We start from the raw sequence: 18,565 nt of genomic DNA, 5'->3' as shown, positions 1-18,565 counted from the left end.
AGGAGAGGACAAGGAAGATGGAAAAACCAAGGGTCAAGTGCGAGATCCACGACGGGATTGCCGAAGTGATGCTGACGCGGGGGGACAAACTCAATGCGCTGGACCGCACCATGTTCAGTGCCATCGACGAGACGCTGACGCAGCTCGCCCGGCACAAGGGGCTGCGGGCGGTGATCCTGCACGGCGAGGGGCGGGCCTTCTGCGCCGGGCTGGATGTGAAGTCCATGCTCAAGCAGCCAGTGGCGGCGCTCGATATTCTCAAGCGCGAGGCGGACGAGGCGACCAATCTGGCCCAGCGTGTTGCCTATGGTTGGCACCAGCTGCCGGTGCCGGTGATTGCAGTGACCCAGGGAGTCTGTTTTGGCGGTGGCTTGCAGATTGCGCTCGGCGCCGATTTTCGCTTCAGCACCCCCGATTGCCGCTTCTCGGTGATGGAAATCAAGTGGGGGATCATCCCCGACATGAGCGGTAGCGTCACCATGCGTAACCTGATGGGGCTGGATACAGCCATGGAGCTGGCCATGAGCGGGCGCGAGCTCGATGCCATCGAGGCCAAAGCTCTAGGGATGGTGAGCCGGGTCTGCGCCGATCCGCTGGTGGAGGCGCGAGAGTTTGCCCGCACCCTTATCACCAAGTCGCCGGATGCACTGGCGGGGATCAAGCAGCTCTACAGCCAGGCCTGGGCCCGCAGTGACGAGGCGATGCTCAAAGAGGAGACCCGGCTGCAAAAGCAGATCCTGGGGCGACCCAATCAGTGGCGGGCCACCCTTAACAGCCTGTTTCGCTGGCGACTGCCCTTCGGGCCGCGCCGCAATCCGCTCTGACTGCGAGCTGCACGAGCGATCTACGGCATGCCCGATTATCTGGGTTGCCTGCAGTCGGCGCTGCTCAATCAGGACGCCACACTGTTTCGGCGCAAATACTTCCTCAACGGCGCCCACATGGGCTTCATCTTCTATGCCACCGACCCGAACATGGACGATGACACCGAGGAGGAGATGAAGGAGATGATTGCGAGCAGCAAGGGGGTGGGGAACTTCCGCTCCATGTTCGTCAACATCCCGGACGGCAAGCCTGATGGCATCAAGTTGATTCCGGTGGGGGATATCGCCACCAAGGACGAGTTCGCGGCGATCAAAGGGATCACCGCCCAGGATGTATTGACCAGCCACCGCTTTCCGGCGGCGCTGGCCGGCATTATTCCGACCAATGGCGGGGGAGGGCTCGGGGATCCCGAGAAGTACGATGCCACTTATGCCCGCAACGAGGTGCTGCTGCTCTGTGAGCTTATCCAGGATGCCATCAACAGTGCGGGACTCCCGTCTCCCTGCGGGCCGATTTTCGGGAGAATATCGGTTCAACTGTATAAACAAACAGTGTTTGCTGTGGCAAGATAGGCTGTTGATTTGGATAGAAAAGGGGGCGTAATACGGGTTTATTGCAAAGTGTGTGGCCAGCGGGGCCGCATTACCAAGACCAACCGACTGAGCGATGATGTCTCGGATCTCTATTGTCAGTGCACCGACGCTGAGTGTGGCCACAGCTGGGTGGCCACACTGTCGTTCGCCCATACCCTAAGCCCCTCAGCAAAGACCATCAACCAGCTGGTGCTAAGTCTGATGGGGTCACTGACGCCAGAGGGGCGGCAGTTGGTATTGCGAGGACTTAGTGGACGTAGCAATGTGTAGCTTCATAGCTGGATATAGGCTGTTTTTCAGCACAAATCTATCAATGGTAAGGCCTAATTTTGTTGGAGAAATAAAGCAGGATATAAAGCGTTTAGGAATGTCCCCCTCAATGAGGGGGGAGATTGTAGTGTTCTGCTTATTTGTAAGTAGCATAGTGGATGTATAAACTGTACTTGAAGAGGATCAATTTCAAGTCGTAGTGTATACATCAACAGTTATCCCCTGTAAAAAGGAGCGTGATTTAGATAAACATCTATACATAACCTTCTTCCAGTGGTTCTCAAATAAATCACTATTTATGACAGGTGTTAAGAATGTTTTTACAAATTCTTTTTCTAATTCATCCCTAGTCAAAAGCGTTCTATTATCATTATAGAAGCTGTTTCTTTGACTTATAATCTCTGGTAAATGGTCACTAGCTCTATCACTGTATCGGCTAGCCAAATCGAAATCAGAGAAGTGCTTAATTGCTCGCTGTGCATCTACTAAGGACCATCCGTCGAGTGGAGGTGCTGCGATATATATGATTGCTGCGGGCTCTATAGGGTCTGAAATATCACTAATTAAATACTGGGCAAAAACCCATTGCCGAGTATAAAAAATATCCTTATCTAAATAAGGATGAAGGATCTGCTCACCATGCTCTGTGGCGTAACCATCACCCTTCTCCCCCATGTTGCAATCTCGACAAGATGGAATTAAATTTAATGGTAACACAGACAGTTGTGGGAAATGAGCTATCGGTAAAAAGTGATCAATATTTTTTGGTGTGCCAAGTCCTCCACAAAATGGACAGCGTTGCTTTCTTGCTGAAGAAATTATTTTGTTATATACCTCTCTAGCAGGTTTTTTCATGCTCCTTAAATTTCCTGCATATAAATATGCAAGTCTTTCCCTGTTAAGTTCTGGATTTATAGATGTATCTATGTCAAGGTCATCAAATGTAGGAAATTCAAATAAACTTCCTTCTTTTCCAGACTCACGATATTGACTCTCCATAGGTATGAGGGTCTTTGTGGCTTTTAAAAGATCAGTCTTATCTTTTTCTCGTCTCATGCCATCGAGACATTTGTTTAAAACATCTTTAAAACAGTATGGTGGCTCAGAAAGCTTTTTCATCTTTTAATCGCCTTGCTTTTATTTATTATCATAGACTTTAAAACAGATCGTGCCTCCATACCTAGTTGATTGTTATACTGTGTCAGTATATCTTGATAGCTCATATTCTGAGAAACTGATTTAGATAACAATCAGTGATAGCCAGAATTGTTGACTTCTAAACCAAAAACCTCTTTAGTTAATACGCCAACATTTTCCCCAAACGTCTCTATTTCAAGGCGGTATGGTTCAATAATGTCTTCAACACGGTTAATATTCCATACGCATGTGCTGGGTATTTCTTGAAGAACAACAGGTGAATGAGTTGCTATTATTGCCACACCATTTTGTTCGAAAAGTAATTCACTTAAAGTTCGAATAAATGCTGATAGTAATGGTGGATGGAGATGGCCTTCAGGTTCATCGAGTATGATAAGCGTTTTTTCTTCAATTTTTGAAATTATTTTCGTTATAGTAAAAAGAACAATGGCATGACCAGAACTTAGATGCTCTAGTGTGTTCATTATTTTGTCATGAAACTGCTCTCTAAATTCGATAGAGTCAACTTGTTTGCGGTTATTCAGAGATTTCTTTAGGGTAAAAAATACCGCATATAAATCTGACAAATACATTGACTCAAAATTTATATCTGTTTCTAATTGTTCAATGGCATTGAACCACAGCTTTCTCTTCTTACTTAATCGATAGCAATCAATAAGTGATTTGACAAAATCACTCCTCAACTCTGCAAGAGTTAGAAGTTTATCAGGTTTTTTTTGGTCCTTGAGTCCAATGTAAAAATAACATGTTCCTTTGCTTGGGTCTGGTTGCTCTTTAGGTGGAGAGAAAGGGTCAAATGCACTAAATGAAACTGATATTAGGCTGCTGAAATAGTCAGAATATATTCTTTTATTTCGTCGTAAATTATCAATAAAATGATGAAGACTGTCCTGCTTATTTATTATCGCATCAATCATTCCATTAAGAATGGTAGTTTTTCCTGAGCCATTCCTGCCAATCAATGCATGTATATTTGTACTAGGGGTTGAGCCAGCTTCTACATTAAAATCAAGCTCAATAGGATATGTGTCATCCATGTAATCACGAATGAATGAAAACTTAAAATCTGTGAGCTCAGGCTTTCCATAAATAATTCTGGCGTATTGTCCTCTTATTGAAGTTAAGCTTGAATCTCTAAGTAACGAAGTGCCAAAAACCTCTTCATCCTTCACTCTATTTATAATGTCCTGGTTGAATGCAACATCATTTAATGAAACCAAGATATTTTTTGCTACTTGCTCATCTAGTAAAAATAAATTTTTATAAAAATCAATATCCGCACCTACAGAAAAGAAGTTAGGGGATAGTTTTAAGAAGTTATTATTTAGCTTTTCGTAGGTTGGTGTTTCTGTAGTCTGACCTTTAAAGCCAATTTTAATATATCCGATATTATGTTCTATGCCTGTTTCATCTAAAACTGATAAGTAGAACATTGTAACGAACGAAAAATCATTCCAATGATCAATTCTTAAACATGCAAGATTTTTTGCATTTTTAGGAAAATTTTCATTTCGTTCTAATACTGTAAACTCCATATGGCCTCTCTGTGTAGTGCGCTAATAATTTGAGTTTTATACAATTTTGTGTCATTTGTCCATAAAAAGCTTCAAATGAGGCGGTGCTTAAAAGCTACATTCGCAGTTATTTGCTTGTGTCATATGAGCTGCATCTTCTGGTGTTTAAATGCTCATTGTGTAACTTTTTAATGGGTGGGGATTCTGGCAAAGGGTTATACGACATTAACCAGGCAGTATGTAAGAATTAGTAGGTTATTCTGTATGTTCCTTGATTGGCGATAGCAGGCTATTTGCCTGATGTGATTCAGAGGGGTTTCATTTTACGCGCGGGTTTTCTGGCCGCCGGAAATGGTTTGAGGTCGGGGGGGCTATCCGTTCCTGCCGGTATACCCAGCGATCATTGCTATGGCTTGCTGTTGCAGCCACTCAAGCACCTCTTCAGACGCCAGGCAGGTGTGCCACCAGTAGTTTGTGGGTATGAGATGTATCGGGCAATTCGTCTTGTAGGTCTTCCAGCTTGGCAAAAAGATTAGTCACACGCTACTTAGCTCATCCGTTCGTCAAAAAATGGACTTTCCACTTCATGTCGGTCTGCCCAGTCTAATTTATCAAGCACGCGCCAGAGCTCACACCGATACGGATTTGGCAAAGCCGTGATCCACTGATGGCATGCCTCAAATCCGCAGGTGTTGAACAGCTCGTAGCAATCCATCACCAGTGTCGGCCAATGCTCATCATAGGGGGGAACGGTGTCGGGCTGCTCGTCCGGTTCTGGTACACCGACCAAGGCACGCAGCCATTCCAGCTCGATAAGTGGGTCGTCATTGCCCGATGGGGTCAAGCGGCTCGACTGCACTTGTCCGTTCTCAAGCCAGAGGGTGAAACCGTCCGTATTTACGCTGGAACCAGCCCGCAAACGGTCGATGGAGAAGGGCGATAACCCCCATTGCTCCCTCATGACCTAGTCTGCGAAGGCACAAGGATCCGGTAGCGTACAGTTATTGTCAGAGCTCCAAGGTGCCGGGCTGTCGCCCGTCTTAACCCCAACCCCCCTCGCTGCAGCCTCTGCGGCTTTCCTGGCTTCATGGGTGCCGGCAGGCACAATTTCCCACCCTTGCAGGCGGGTCTTGATGCCCAGGCGAGCGGAGGTAATGCCCATCAGGCGCTTGATGTCTTCGCCATAGCTGTTTGCTTGCTCCTCAATAAGGTGGGCTAGCTTGATGGGGTGTTCGGCACGGGTGGCCAGTGCGCCGCCCATGGCGTGCAGGTAGCAGCGAAAGATGCCGTTATCTGCGGCAAAGCGGGCTGCCTCAAAGCGCGGGTCTTGCAGCACGGGCTTGGGTGGGCCAACCAGTTCGGCATTCTTCTTGGCATTGCTGATGCGGCGCAGCTCGCGCCATACCCCGACCGGGGCGCCGCCGATCTGCTGGAAGGTGCGAATGCCCCACCAACTGGCCCAGGCCACGGCATGCAGGGCGCCCTCATCGGCGGCGGTGCCAGCCTCTTCGTCGTCGTCCAGGTAGGCGCCGTCGATGTTCTTGGCAATGTATTTGGCGATATAGCCCGCGGCATCGCCCTTGGCCGGGTCTATCTCTTTCCAGTCAAAGCGGGGAGTAAAATCGGTAAAGGGTGGGGCTCCCTTGATATCCCGTACCAGCTCTTCGTGGTCATCGGTCAGCGCATAGCGTTGCAGGATGCCGATCACCCGGTTGCGATCTTCCGGGCGCATAAATAGCAGCAGATGCCAGTGCGGGGTGCCGTCGTGGTGAGCCTCGCACACGCGAAATCCATAAACGGGGGCGTTCCGCCGTTTGAGGGCGGCCACTTGATATTTCATCAGACGATGACATACGCCCACTTTGCACCGGATTATCTCAATGACGCTGTCCGCTTTAACCCGTTGGAAAACCATCTTCAACCAGCGTGATTTCCCCCGGGAATGGGCAGAAAAAAGTGTCCACATTTTGCCAATTTTGGTGTCTTTTCACGTCCCAAAGTGTCCCCTTGTGTGGCACTTAACTCCTTGGTTTGAATATAACTTTTTGAAATTAATTAAATAAAAAATGGCAGCCGAGGCTGCCATTTTTTATTGATGTCTTATGTCGTTCTGGTTCAGGAGGTCTTGCGATCCTGATCCGGCTCGAACTGATGGCCTGATTTCTCCCGCTCCAGGTTCTCTTCGGAGCGTTTGCCCACCCAGTAATCGGCGTTCTTGATGCCGAGCTTCTCCGGGTGGAATACGGGGTCAATCCCTAGTGCCTGCTGCGCTTCATAATCCTTCAGACAGGTGAAGGCGGTCTTTTGCAGCAGCAGAATGGCGATGATGTTGAGCCAGGCCATCAGGCCGACCCCGATATCACCCATGCCCCAGGCCAGATCCGCCGTCTTGACGGTGCCGTAGACGGTGGCAGCCATCAGCGCAATCTTCAGCAAGAAGGTGAGCCAGGGGCGATTTATCTTGCGGTTGATGTAGGCGATGTTGGTTTCGGCGATGTAGTAGTAGGCAACGATGGTGGTGAACGCGAAGAAGAACAGCGCGATGGCCACGAAAATGCTGCCAAAGCCCGGCATCATGCTCTCCATGGCGGTCTGCACATAGCCCGGGCCTGCTGCGATACCGGCAATACCCGTGTAGATGGCGGCGCCGTCTGGCCCTTGTACGTTATAGAGACCGGTGATCAGCAGCATAAAGCCGGTGGCGGAGCAGACGAACAGGGTGTCGATATAGACGGAGAACGCCTGCACCAGACCCTGCTTCGCCGGGTGACTCACTGCCGCAGCAGAGGAGGCGTGCGGCCCGGTACCCTGACCGGCTTCGTTGGAGTAGACCCCGCGTTTTACCCCCCACATGATGGCTAGACCCAGAATGGCACCGAAACCGGCATCCAGACCGAAGGCGCTCTTCCAGATCAGCAGGATCACGCCCGGCAGCTGGCCGATATTGAGGGCGATGATGACGCAAGCCACGATGATGTAGCCCAGCGCCATAAAGGGCACCACGGTACTGGCGAAGCTGGCGATACGCTTGACGCCGCCGAAGATAATAAAGCCGAGCAGCAGCGCCAGACCGGCGGCGGTGACGTTCGGATCGATATTAAAGGCGGTCTGCAGGCTGGAGCCGATGGAGTTGGCCTGCACGCCTGGCAGCAGCACGCCGCAGGCGAAGACGGTGGCGATGGCGAAGGTCCAGGCGTACCACTTCATGCCAAGCCCTTTCTCGATATAGAAGGCTGGGCCACCGCGGTATTCACCGTTGATCTTCTCTTTGTAAACCTGACCCAGGGTGGACTCCACGAAGGCGGAGCTGGCGCCGAGGAAGGCGACCATCCACATCCAGAACAGGGCGCCCGGGCCACCGAAGGTGATGGCGGTGGCCACACCGGCGATGTTACCGGTCCCCACACGACCGGCCAGGGTCATGGCCAGCGCCTGGAATGAGGAGACACCGGCATCGGTGCTCTTGCCATCAAACATCAGGCGCACCATCTCTTTGATATGACGCAGTTGCAAAAAACGGGTACGCAGGGAGAAGTAAAGACCAACCCCCAGACACAGGTAGATGAGCGCAGGGCTCCAGATTACACCATTGATGGCATTGACGATTTCATTCATGTACAACAACTCCTTTGTTGTGTTTGTGGCGCTGTCTTGGCGAGATCTTGGCCTCGCTCTCTGTCACTGTTTTTGGCCCTGTTTGTTAACAATCCAGTTAACAAATGAGCGCGAGGTTGAGGGGTTAAGCAGAGCGCAAACAGGCGCCATGCATGGCTTGTAACATATCGAGTTGTATCGGTGCTTCCCAGCGAAAAATGTTGCCTTGTTGCAAATTTGTGAATTGACAAGGGTGGGGGGATAATGGCAGGCAGCGTTTTCTATGAGTAAAGATGAGATCCTCCTTGTTGATCTGCGCCAGACAATGTGACGGGCGTAACACAATGGAAAGCAAACATGAGGCCAACAATGAAAAATGATTCTGAGACGTTGACGATCCGTCCCCCTGAGGCCGACGACGGGAGCGCCATCGCCCACCTGTTCACCCAATTGGGGTATCCTGCCGAAGGCGCTGACGTGACGGCGCGCCTGTTGGCGCCGGATCCCGCGAGCGTTGTGCTGCTCGCCTCTCAGGGCGACAAGGTGGTCGGCGTGCTGGTGTGGCACAAGCTGGCACCACTGCATGTTGCACCAGCGTGGGGCCTGATCTCGGCGCTGGTTGTCGATGAAGGGGCAAGAGGGGCGGGAGTGGGCGCAGCCTTGCTCAAGGGCGCCGAAGCGATGGCGCGGGCCGCAGGTTGCGTCCAGCTGGAGCTCTCCAGCAGTCTCAAGCGCGAGGCGGCCCACCGTTTCTATCTGGCGCAGGATTATCTGGAGCGGCCGAAACGGTTCGTCAAACTGCTGTAACCTGTTTTTTGCATCATAAAGAAGGAGTAGGCGTGCTGGGATGGTTCAAATGGCTGGGTGGTCGCCCGCAAACGTCCATGAGTGAGGATGAGTTGGCATTGTGGCGTCAGGCGCTGGCGGCTGTACCCATCTTACAAGGGCTCAGCGACGCCGAACAGACGACGCTTATCGGCTTGGGGCAACAGCTGCTCAAGCGCAAGACCCTGACCCTGATCGGGGTCGAGCTCAGCCGCCGTCAACAGGCGGTGCTGGCGCTGCAGGCGGCGCTGCCCATCTTGCATCTTGGGGCTGACTGGTATCGCGGCTTTCACGAAATCATCATCATTCCCGAACCTGTCACGCGCAGGCAGGAGGTACAAGATGAGTTCGGGCTGGTGAGCGAGTTTGAAGAGGAGAACGTTGGCGAATCCTGGCCGCAAGGGCCGCTGGTGCTGGCCTGGAGCGAACTGCAGCAAGATGGCGACTGGGACGGTTTTAATCTGGTGATCCACGAGCTGGCCCACAAGCTCGATATGCTGGGCGGTGAGGCGGACGGTGCGCCGCCGTTGCCGGGGCAGATGAGCAGCCAGCAGTGGCAACAGGCCTTTCAGGCCGCCTTCGATGAGCTGTGCCAGCAACTCGACCGGGACGAAGTGACGGCCATCGATCCCTATGCTGCTGAACATCCCGCGGAGTTTTTCGCCGTCTGCTGCGAGTGTTTCTTTACCGACCCGCTGCGGTTGCAGCAGGTTTATCCGGCGGTATACCGACAACTGAGCCAGTTCTTCAGTCAGGATCCTGCACTGCGTTTCCCCGCAACCCGCTTGCTGGCGGGGGAGGGGGACGCCGGGTCACTTGGCTGATAACCGATCTGTTGAACGGTTATTCGAGATAGCAAAAAGGCACCCTCGGGTGCCTTTTTCACAATCTGAGGGCTTGCCTATCAGGCAGCGGCTTTCAGCTGTACGGCGGCGGCTTTCTTGTGATCGCCGATCGGCATTACGGTGCGGCCGAACTGCTCGTTGATCACGGTGGCCATGGCCAGGTAGATGGCGCTGGCACCACAGATGATCCCTTCGAAACCGGCGATGGTGCCGATCAGGGTGCTGCCGGTGAAGTCACGGGCGGCCAGCAGGAAGAACAACACGGTCAGGGAAGCGAACACGAACTGCTTCACGCGCGGGTAGTTGACGGTGCCAACCAGCATGAACAGGGTGAACATGCCCCACATCAGCAGATACCAACCCATGTAAGCGTGCGGAGTGGCTTCGGCCAGACCCATGGTCGGCATCACCAGCAGGAACACCAGGCTCCACCAGAAGGTGCCGTAGGAGATGAAGGCGGTCACACCGAAGGTGTTGCCACGCTTGTACTCCATGATGCCGGCGATGATCTGGGCCAGACCACCGTAGCACAGGCCCATGGCCAGGATCATGGCGCTGATGGGGAAGAAACCTGCGTTATGGATGTTCAGCAGGATGGTGGTCATACCGAAACCCATCAGACCCAGAGGGGCAGGGTTGGCCAATTTTTCGCTCACGTGGCGTTCTCCAAAAATAGAGGTGGGGGTTAACAAAAGACGCGCGATTTTAGGCAGGCTGCGGCGCGCCCGCAAGGGGGCAAGGGGGATAAATCGTAAAAAAACTACGTGATTATTTGCATCAGAGGCCAAACGCTCACCAAAGCAGGCTGTTTGGTGAGCAAAAGGTGTCAAAATAGTTGAGGGGGTGTATTTTTATTACGCTTTTGCGCAGTGCGGCGGCGTCACTGATCCAGTGTCAGGATCACTTTGGCTTCCTTGTCCTCTTCCTTGACCTGGCTGTCGAGCACGAACAGCCGCTCCGGAGCGATCCCCTGGTTGTCGACCAGAAACTCTTTGGTATTTTGCGCCCGGCGCATGGCAAGATTGCGCAGGGATTTGGCGGTGATGAGCTGTTGATCCCGCAGCAGGATCACTGCTTGTGCCCGCAGTGCCGCGCTCTCTTCATCCAGATGGAGGCGGTCCGCCAGATCATTTAGATCTTCGCCAAAGCGCTCTTCATAGGCTTGGGCCAGCGCCTCTTGCAGTGCGGGATCCTGTTCCAGCAGGTCGAGATCCGCCTGATTGCCGGTGAGCTTGGCCAGTACCCGCTCCAGCTTTTGCCGTTGCAGGATGGGGCGCTCCTCGTTGAAGTTGACCTTGCCGCGAATGTTCATGCTGAGCTTGGGTCTCTCCTTGAGGGCCTGTGCCAGCTTGACCAGTTTCTCCTGCTGGGTGGGGGTGAGATCGGGCTCCCCCGGCAGGAAGGGAAGTTCGTCGAGATCGTCGGTGCCATCGGCCAGCGAGGCGAGCAGGGAGAAGGGGGAGGTGATCGCCTTGCTCAGGGTGTTGCCCAGCACATCCCAGAAGATATTGCCGATACTGAAGTCCGGTTGATCGAGATCTCCCTTCACCTTGAGGTTCATCTGTATCACCCCGTTGGCATCGCTCAGCAGGGCGATGGCCAGCCCCAGCGGCAGATCCTTGGCCTGATCGCTCTTGATCTTCTCGCCCAGTTGCAGCTTCTTGATGGTGATGTCGTTATCCCCCTCCAGTCGGTTGCCTTCCAGCTTGTAGTGCAGCTTCATGGAGAGCTGCCCCTTGTCGATGGCATAACCGGCATAAGTGCCCGAGTAGGGGGTGAAGGTGGTGAGCTCCAGATTGTGGAAGGCCACCGCGATGTCGAGGATCGGGTTGGCGACCAGCAGGTTGGTGCCGCCACGAATGGTCACCGGCGCATAGCGATCCACCTTGCCGTTGAAGGCGAGATCGGAGCGTTGCCCCGGAATATTGCTGATATGGCGGCTCTGGCCGCCCAGCGAGGCAATATCGGCCACGAAATCCTGACTCAGGCTGCGATCGGCAAAGCGCAGGTTGCCCTGCTCGGTGCGCAGCTGGTCGATGGTGAAACGAAAGTCGGGAGCCTTGCTGCCTGCCGCCGCTTGAGTGCTTTTGGCTGACGCCGGTTGTGGCAGCAGCAGCTGTTGCAGGTTGGTGGTGCCATCCTCGTTGATCTCGATGCGGGCGAAGGGCTTGTTAAGGGCAATGTCCTTGATCCGCATCTGCTGGCTGATGCCGTCGTACGTCAGACCGGTGAGGGCCAGGGTGTTGAACTCCAGCAGCCGTTGATTGTCTGCCCGATCGACCACTTTGAGCCCGTTGACATCGAGCCCCCCTTGCAGGGTCAGCTTGCTGAGATCTCCCTGGGCGGTGGTGGCGAGATCGAGTCGGGTCTTGCTGCTCAGCAGCCCGTTTTGCACCTTGATACGCACCAGATCAGCCAGATAGGGTTGCGCCAGCGTCAGGGGCAGCCCCTGCTGGTTGATGTCGCCGCTTAGGGTGAAGGGGCTCAGGGTCAGTTGGCCATCAAAGGCGAGGGGGCTGCTCTGGTTGAACTGGGTGGCCAGAGTCAGTTTGCTCGGTTGCTCCCCCTTGCTGCCCAGTGGCCCCAGCGCTAGCTTGAGGCCTGAGATCTGACGTGCCTGCGGTTTGCCGCTGCTCGATTCGGTGAGGGTGAGATCACCCTTGTCGATAAGGATCTGCTTGATCTGCCACTGCCAGGGTTTGTCTGCCCTGTGTTTCTTGCCGTTACCTGCAGCCTTTGTTTTTTGTGCCGACTTGGGCGCCGCATTGTTGGCCACCTCGTTTGCGGCGTAGGCTTCTTTGACGGGCTTGGCGGGAGCCTGTTCAATCAGCAAGTCGGCCAGATCCAGCTCCTGCTGTGGGTTGAGGGTGGCCTTGATCAGGGGTTGTTGCATGGTGATCTTGCCGATCTGGAGCGACTGTTTCTGGCCATCGACAGCCAGATCGCTAAGAGCCAGCTGGCCGAAGCGGGCAAACTCGTCGCCCTTGAGTTTTTTAAGCTGCCAGTTGTCCAGGGTCAGCTTGCCTTTGGACAATTGCCACTGCACCCCTTGCTTGCCCTCTTTGAGCTGGTACTCCACCTCCGCATTAGCGTGGCCCTTGGCCAGATCCAGCTTGAGATAGGGTGCCCAGAGCGGGGCGAAGGGTTTCAGCTCGACCAGCTTGAGGCTCACCTTGCCCTGACCCATGCCGCTCATCACATCGAGCTTGCCGTGAGCGGCGAGGCTGCTTTTGCCGTTGATGGCGGCACTCAGCTGATAGGCAGTCGGATGGTTTGCCTTGGTGCGCAGGTTATCGAGCTTGATGGTCACTTTTTCCATATAGAGAGGCGGCAACCAGCCGGGTTCGCTCTCCTTGCGTTGATCCTGATAGCGCACATGCCCATCAGTGACAGCGATGCTGGCGATGTCGACCAGTAGCGGGGCGCTGGCTGTCTCGGGCTCGGGGGAGGGGGCAGAAGTGAGCACGGTCGCCAGCGCATCGGTCAGATTGAGTCGAACATCCCCCTTTTTGTCTGCCAGCCGTTGCAGCAGCACTACGGGTTTGATCAGGGTGACGGCGGAAAGCACGACCCCTTTCTGCTGCCAGCTGGCTTGTAGGTCGGGGGTGATAAAGAGCTGCTCAAAACGGATGATAGGTTGCTGTTTGGCATCGAGCAGGGCAGTCGCGCCGAGGGTAAGAGAAGGGGTGCGCAGTCCAACATCAATCTCCCCCAGCGTCAGTTGCAGGCCGTAGTGCTCGGCCAGCCAGCCTGGCAGATAGCGTTGGATCAGACGGGGGGTCTGCCACAGCAGCAGTGTGATCAGGATAAGAAGCAGCAGGAAAGCGTAGGCAAGGTAGCGCAGAAAGCGGGGTTTGTGGGACGCTGGCTCGGTAGTGTTCATTTGGTGCACTCCCATTTGGTTCCCACCATGGTACAGAAAAGCTGGATAGTAATCATGGGGTTGCGTACTGTTGTACGCCGTACTTTGTCCAAAGGCGATCCAGTTCACCCTTTTGTTGCAGGGCTGCCAGCCATTGTTCCAGCTGGGCAGGAGTAATGGGTGCCGCAGGGTGAAGAATGGCGCGGTGTTGATACTGTTGATCCCATTTTTTCGAGATCAGCAGCTGGTTGGCTGTGTCGGGATGGGCCAGCAGATACTGGTTAAGGTAAGAGACGTTGATAATGGCCACCTCACCACGCCCTTTGAGCAGTGCTTGCAGGGCGCTGACATTGTCTTTGACCAGGGTGATATTGAGCTTGCGCTGCAGGTAGATGGGATCGGCATTGAACTGGCCGATGCCGTAGTGGTAGCCGGTCACCCCGATAAGGTGGTGCCGAGAGGGGTCATCGAAAAAGCGCTGATCCCGGCCCTCTTTGCTCAGGGCCACATAGACTTCGCCACCACCGAGAAAAGGCGCAGTCATCTTGAGTTTCTCCGTTTGCCAGCCCCAGTTGCTGTCTTCAAACAGCATCAACGAAAAGCGACCCATATCAAGCGCTTTGTAGCGGTTGGCAGCCGAGGTGGGGACAAAGACGAAGGTCACCTCTTTTTGCACCGCGTTGAGCTGCTCGATAAGATCCAGTGTCAGCCCTTCATAGTGCGCATCTGAGAGTTTGACCACGAAGGGCGCATAGGGATAGCCACCAACTTTGACGAGGGAATGGCACCAACCGGGCAGGCTGAGGAACAACAATAACCAGCACCAATATTTCATGAGATCACCAAGGTAATGACATGATCCCAGATTCGGTTAATCTGTGTCGGTTTTCAAGCTGTTAAGGGAATTAACACAGCGTTGTTCGGCGGCTTCCAGCTCGGCCATCACCATCTGGATATCTTCCAGTTGCTGGTGCAGCACACCGCGTTTTGCCTCGATCAGCTGGATCATGGAGTGGAGCTGGGTTTTGCTTGACCGGTCGGTGTCATACATCTCGAACAGCTCGCGGATCTCCGCCAGGCTAAACCCCAGCCGTTTGCCGCGCAGGGTCAACTTGAGCCGGATCTTGTCCCGATGACTGTAGATGCGGGTTTGACCCTCCCGCTGGGGAGTGAGCAGACCCTCGTCCTCGTAGTAGCGGATGGTGCGCGGCGTGACATCGAACTCGTGGGCCAGCTCCGAAATGCTGTAGGTGATCTCCTTGCCGGACAGGGAACGCGACATGGTTATGACTCCTGTCGCTGGGCGTGTGGCTGGCAGAGGCGGGCGCGCAGCCGCTCGGCATTGGCGTGCAAGGCCTGACCGACCCGTGAGCCGTTGGGGCGACCGAGCTGCTCGCAGACCCACTGGCCGGTGGCCGCCAGTTTGTCGAGATCCACTCCGGTTGTCATGCCAAGGCCGTGCAGCAGGTAAACCACCTCTTCTGACGCCACATTGCCGGAGGCGCCCGGCGCATAGGGGCAGCCGCCAAGGCCCGCTACCGAGCAGTCTATGGTGCGAATGCCGCGCTCCAGCGCGGGTAGCAGGTTGGCCAACCCCTGGCCGTAGGTGTCGTGAAAATGGACCGCCAGCCGGCCGGCCGGGATCTCGTGCAGCACCGCATCCAGCATGGGCGCCACCGTGCCCGGGGTGCCAACGCCTATGGTGTCCCCCAACGAAATTTCGTGGCAGCCGAGATCCAGCAGTTGCTCGGCCATGGTTGCGACCCGTTTCGGGCGGGTCGGGCCATCGAACGGGCAGGCGATGACGGTGGAGAGGTAGCCGCGCACCTTGATGCCGAGGCGGCGAGCTTCCTGCACCAGCGGGGCGAAGCGCACCAGCGACTCCTCCACGCTGATGCCGATATTGGCTCGGGTAAAACCGTCGGAGCAGGCGGTGAAGAGGCCAATCTCGTCGGCGCGGGCGGCAATGGCTGCCTGCAAGCCTTGCAGATTGGGCACCAGAGCGCCGTAACGGGTTGAGCCCTTGCGCGTCAGTGCCTCGAACAGCGCTGCGGAGTCCGCCATCTGCGGCACTTTTTTGGCAGAGACAAAGGCACCCACCTCGATGCGTTGCAGGCCGCTGTCGGTAAGGCGCTGGATCAGCTCCAGCCGCTGTACCAGGGAGAGGGGCGCAGCTTCATTTTGCAGGCCATCTCGCGGCCCCATCTCCACCAGACTGACCCTGTCGTCACGGACGTCCTGTGATCGGTTCATGGGTGATCCTCCAGTGAAGTTGTCTCTTCGGCAAAGCGCACCAGCACGGTCCCCTGGCTTACCTGCTCGCCCTGTTTGCACTGCAGGGCTTCAATTACCCCGTCCCGCTCTGCGCGCAACTGGTGCTCCATCTTCATCGCCTCCAGTACCAGCAGGGGGTGCCCCTTGCTGACCGTTTGCCCCTGCTCGACCAGTACGGCTACCACTATGCCGTGCATGGGCGCGATGGCGCCCTGCGCCTTCTCGTTTGCCTGCTCATGGTGGTGGCTGTGCTGCTGATCATCAGCAGTGAAACGGATGCGCTGGCCCCCCAGGGTCATGATGAAGGCTGCCTCCGAGCCTGCGACCGTCTGAATGGGGATCTGTTGCCAGCCGCCACCCTGTTGTAGTCGGATATGGTCGTCACCTCTCTGGTGGCAACGGGTCTCTCCTTGCCACTCAAACTGGCCGCCATGATCGTGAAGGGTCAATACCCGGTGCTCATCACCGATGCGCACCGCCGCTGTCCAGCAGCGAGCCGGCCCTAGCCGAAATCCGCAGGCTTGCTGCCAGGGGGAGGTGCCCGCAGGGCGGCTCGCCAGCCAGAGGGTTGCCAGCGGCCAGGCGAGCTCAGGAATGGGCTGTGATGTGGTGGGAATGGGCCACTGGGTATGGTGGCCCATGGCCAGGACGTCGGGCTCTTCACACAGGCGCAGCAGCAACGGGCCGTTGTGCACCAGCGGCCCGAGATCCAGTGCCGCCAGCGCATCTGCCAGTTTGGCGAACGCTTCGGCGCGGTTCTGGCCGTGGGCGATCAGCTTGGCGATCATGGGATCGTAATAGGGGCTCACCTCATCGCCAGCGGTAACGCCGGTGTCGATGCGCACGCCAACGGGCCAGTGGAGCCAGTGGATAGGCCCGCTGGCGGGCAGAAAACCGGCCGCCACATCCTCGGCGTAGAGGCGCGCCTCCACTGCATGGCCGCGCAGCACCACTTCCTCCTGGGTGAGTGGTAGCGGCTTGCCTTCTGCCACGGCCAGTTGCCAGGCCACCAGATCCTGCCCGGTCACCGCTTCGGTGACCGGATGCTCTACCTGCAGCCGGGTGTTCATCTCCATAAAGAAGAACTCATCCTTGCAGAGCAGAAACTCGATAGTGCCCGCCCCCTGATAGTGGATGGCTTTGGCTGCGGCCACGGCTGCCTCCCCCATGGCGCGGCGCAGAGCCGGAGGGATGTCGGGGGCGGGCGCCTCTTCGATCACCTTCTGATGGCGTCGCTGCAAGGAGCAGTCCCTGTCCCCCAGATAGATGGCGTTGCCGAGGCTATCGGCAAAGACCTGTACTTCCACATGGCGAGCCTGGGGCAGATAGCGCTCCAGCAGCACCAGATCGTCGCCAAAGGCAGCCTTGGCCTCCCGCTTGACTGCCGCCAGCGACTCGTCAAAGTCAGCCAGCTGATCGACCCGGCGCATCCCCTTGCCACCGCCGCCGCTGGCGGCCTTGATAAGTAGCGGGAAGCCAATCTGGCTCGCCTGATCGCGCAAGAAGTCCGGCCGCTGATCCGTGCCGTGATAGCCAGGCAGTACAGGTACGCCGGCGGACTGCATCAGCGCCTTGGCGCCCGATTTGTCGCCCATGGCGAGAATGGCGGCGCCGCTTGGGCCGACAAAGCGCAGGCCGCGCTGTTCGCAGGCGGTGGCAAAATCGCTGTTTTCCGACAGAAAGCCGTAACCGGGATGGATGGCATCGGCGCGCGCCTCTTTGGCAATCTTCAGCACCTTGCCGGTGTCGAGATAGCTCTCTCTGGCCGGTGCGGGCCCCAGATGCCAGGCCTCATCGGCCAGACGGGTGTGCATGGCATGGGCGTCGGCATCGGAGTAGAGGGCGACGGTGTGAATGCCGAGGCGTTTCGCCGTCTTGATGATGCGCACGGCGATTTCGCCGCGATTGGCAATCAGCAGGCGTTTAATCTGAGTGTGATGGGTCATGTCTCATCCTTGAAACGGGGACGCCAGGCGGGAGGGCGTTTGTCAAAGAAGGCCTGCATCCCCTCCTGGGCTTCAAGCCCCACCCGAACCCGGGCAATGGTCTCGACAGTTTTCTCTTCGTGCAGGCGGGAAGGATGGGCCTCTATCGCCGCCAGCAGCCGTTTGGTCTCTTTCATCGCTTCCGGCCCGTTGCGGCACAGACGAAGGGCCTGCGCCCGTCCCTCCGCCAGCAGTTGATCCGGTTTGCAGAGTTGGTGCGCCACATTGAGCCGACAGGCGGTAATGGCATCGAACGGCTCGGCACTGAGCATGTAGCGGCGCGCCTGACGCATTCCCATGGCACGTACCACGTAGGGGCTAATCACCGCAGGCACCAGACCCAGGCTCACCTCAGAGAGGCAGAAGCGGGCATCGTCGCTGGCCAGCACCAGATCGCAGGCGCAGATGAGGCCCAGCGCCCCGCCGTAGGCGGCCCCTTGCACCAGCGCCACCGTAGGGAAGGGAAGCTCATCGAGGGTCTGCATCAGCCGCGCCAGTACCCGGGCGTCTTCGCGATTGTGCTCGAAATCGGCGTGGGCCAGATTACGCATCCAGTTGAGGTCGGCGCCCGCGCAAAAGTGTTTGCCTTCGGCACGTAGCAGCAGGGCGTGAGGGCGTTCGGCGAGATCATGACCATGGAGATGGGCCAGATCATCGAGGCAGTCGAGCAACCCCAGCATCAGGTCGGCATCAAAGGCGTTGTGGCGGGCCGGGCGCGACAGCACCAGCTCGGCCAGCGGGCCGTGCCGCTCCAGCCGAAACGGGCCCTGTGTTGAAGAGCCAAGTGCTGAGGAAGTAAGTGGATCTGACATCGTTTTGC

General features: G+C 55.9%; 14 protein-coding genes and 2 pseudogenes. 5 read left to right on the top strand and 11 right to left on the bottom strand.

Annotation, left to right across the window (positions count from 1 at the left end; translation table 11 throughout):
- The first annotated feature begins 17 nt into the window (after positions 1-17).
- The 3 genes and pseudogenes from G5149_RS01545 (at position 18) to G5149_RS01535 (ending at position 1,688) form a co-directional block, all read left to right on the top strand.
- Positions 18-824 carry a crotonase/enoyl-CoA hydratase family protein gene (locus tag G5149_RS01545; RefSeq protein ID WP_337072130.1) on the top strand — a complete coding sequence of 269 codons (807 nt, stop codon included), beginning with the start codon at positions 18-20 and terminating at the stop codon, positions 822-824.
- A gap of 18 nt (positions 825-842) precedes the next feature.
- Positions 843-1,369 (top strand): annotated as a pseudogene (locus tag G5149_RS01540) (phage portal protein); the annotation flags it as partial.
- A 58-nt stretch (positions 1,370-1,427) separates the two neighbouring features.
- A complete protein-coding gene (locus G5149_RS01535) occupies positions 1,428-1,688 on the top strand; it encodes an ogr/Delta-like zinc finger family protein (RefSeq protein WP_421211458.1) in 261 nt (86 codons plus the stop codon).
- Between the two features lie 189 nt (positions 1,689-1,877).
- Here the strand turns inward: G5149_RS01535 and G5149_RS01530 are convergent, their stop codons facing one another.
- From G5149_RS01530 to G5149_RS01515, 4 genes and pseudogenes are all read right to left on the bottom strand, one after another.
- The gene (locus tag G5149_RS01530; RefSeq protein WP_421211275.1) at positions 1,878-2,807 is read right to left on the bottom strand and encodes an HNH endonuclease; all 930 of its coding nucleotides are present in this window, start codon (positions 2,805-2,807) and stop codon (positions 1,878-1,880) included.
- Positions 2,808-2,938: 131 nt separating this feature from the next.
- A complete protein-coding gene (locus G5149_RS01525; RefSeq protein WP_421211273.1) occupies positions 2,939-4,381 on the bottom strand; it encodes an AAA family ATPase in 1,443 nt (480 codons plus the stop codon).
- A gap of 526 nt (positions 4,382-4,907) precedes the next feature.
- A pseudogene (locus G5149_RS01520) lies at positions 4,908-6,185 on the bottom strand (replication endonuclease); the annotation flags it as partial.
- A gap of 290 nt (positions 6,186-6,475) precedes the next feature.
- Positions 6,476-7,975 carry an alanine/glycine:cation symporter family protein gene (locus tag G5149_RS01515; protein WP_164536693.1) on the bottom strand — a complete coding sequence of 500 codons (1,500 nt, stop codon included), beginning with the start codon at positions 7,973-7,975 and terminating at the stop codon, positions 6,476-6,478.
- Between the two features lie 348 nt (positions 7,976-8,323).
- Between G5149_RS01515 and G5149_RS01510 the strand changes: the two genes are divergently transcribed.
- Together G5149_RS01510 and G5149_RS01505 are read left to right on the top strand one after the other, a co-directional pair.
- Positions 8,324-8,761, top strand: coding sequence for a GNAT family N-acetyltransferase (locus G5149_RS01510; protein WP_421211270.1), 438 nt, complete (start codon positions 8,324-8,326; stop codon positions 8,759-8,761).
- A 77-nt stretch (positions 8,762-8,838) separates the two neighbouring features.
- Positions 8,839-9,603, top strand: a complete 765-nt coding sequence (locus G5149_RS01505; RefSeq protein ID WP_337072334.1) for a M90 family metallopeptidase — start codon at positions 8,839-8,841, stop codon at positions 9,601-9,603.
- 80 nt (positions 9,604-9,683) lie between these two features.
- On the opposite strand, the gene G5149_RS01500 is transcribed toward G5149_RS01505, so the two are convergent.
- The 7 genes from G5149_RS01500 to G5149_RS01470 all read right to left on the bottom strand — a co-directional run bounded on the left by G5149_RS01500 (position 9,684) and on the right by G5149_RS01470 (position 18,557).
- Positions 9,684-10,280: an acetate uptake transporter gene (locus G5149_RS01500; RefSeq protein WP_005345103.1), complete on the bottom strand. Its 597-nt coding sequence runs from the start codon at positions 10,278-10,280 to the stop codon at positions 9,684-9,686.
- Between the two features lie 224 nt (positions 10,281-10,504).
- Positions 10,505-13,507 carry a DUF748 domain-containing protein gene (locus G5149_RS01495; RefSeq protein ID WP_421211268.1) on the bottom strand — a complete coding sequence of 1,001 codons (3,003 nt, stop codon included), beginning with the start codon at positions 13,505-13,507 and terminating at the stop codon, positions 10,505-10,507.
- A gap of 52 nt (positions 13,508-13,559) precedes the next feature.
- Complete coding sequence (locus tag G5149_RS01490) at positions 13,560-14,321, bottom strand: substrate-binding periplasmic protein (RefSeq protein ID WP_421211266.1); 762 nt, start codon at positions 14,319-14,321, stop codon at positions 13,560-13,562.
- Positions 14,322-14,357: 36 nt separating this feature from the next.
- Positions 14,358-14,768 carry a MerR family transcriptional regulator gene (locus G5149_RS01485; protein ID WP_266133925.1) on the bottom strand — a complete coding sequence of 137 codons (411 nt, stop codon included), beginning with the start codon at positions 14,766-14,768 and terminating at the stop codon, positions 14,358-14,360.
- A gap of 2 nt (positions 14,769-14,770) precedes the next feature.
- Entirely contained in the window at positions 14,771-15,739 is a 969-nt protein-coding gene (locus G5149_RS01480) for a hydroxymethylglutaryl-CoA lyase (protein WP_421211264.1), read from the bottom strand.
- Positions 15,736-17,706, bottom strand: a complete 1,971-nt coding sequence (locus tag G5149_RS01475) for a biotin carboxylase N-terminal domain-containing protein (RefSeq protein WP_421211262.1) — start codon at positions 17,704-17,706, stop codon at positions 15,736-15,738. Before G5149_RS01475 ends, G5149_RS01480 begins: the two co-directional genes overlap by 4 nt.
- Positions 17,703-18,557, bottom strand: a complete 855-nt coding sequence (locus G5149_RS01470) for an enoyl-CoA hydratase-related protein (protein WP_058057197.1) — start codon at positions 18,555-18,557, stop codon at positions 17,703-17,705. The genes G5149_RS01475 and G5149_RS01470 overlap by 4 nt, the downstream gene beginning before the upstream one ends.
- Between the last annotated feature and the right edge of the window lie 8 nt (positions 18,558-18,565).

This window comes from Aeromonas sp. 600479, from assembly GCF_049175515.1.
Classification (GTDB): domain Bacteria; phylum Pseudomonadota; class Gammaproteobacteria; order Enterobacterales; family Aeromonadaceae; genus Aeromonas; species Aeromonas veronii_A.
The sequence above is the reverse complement of the archived record's forward strand: the minus strand, read 5'-3'. Positions and strand labels throughout refer to the sequence as shown.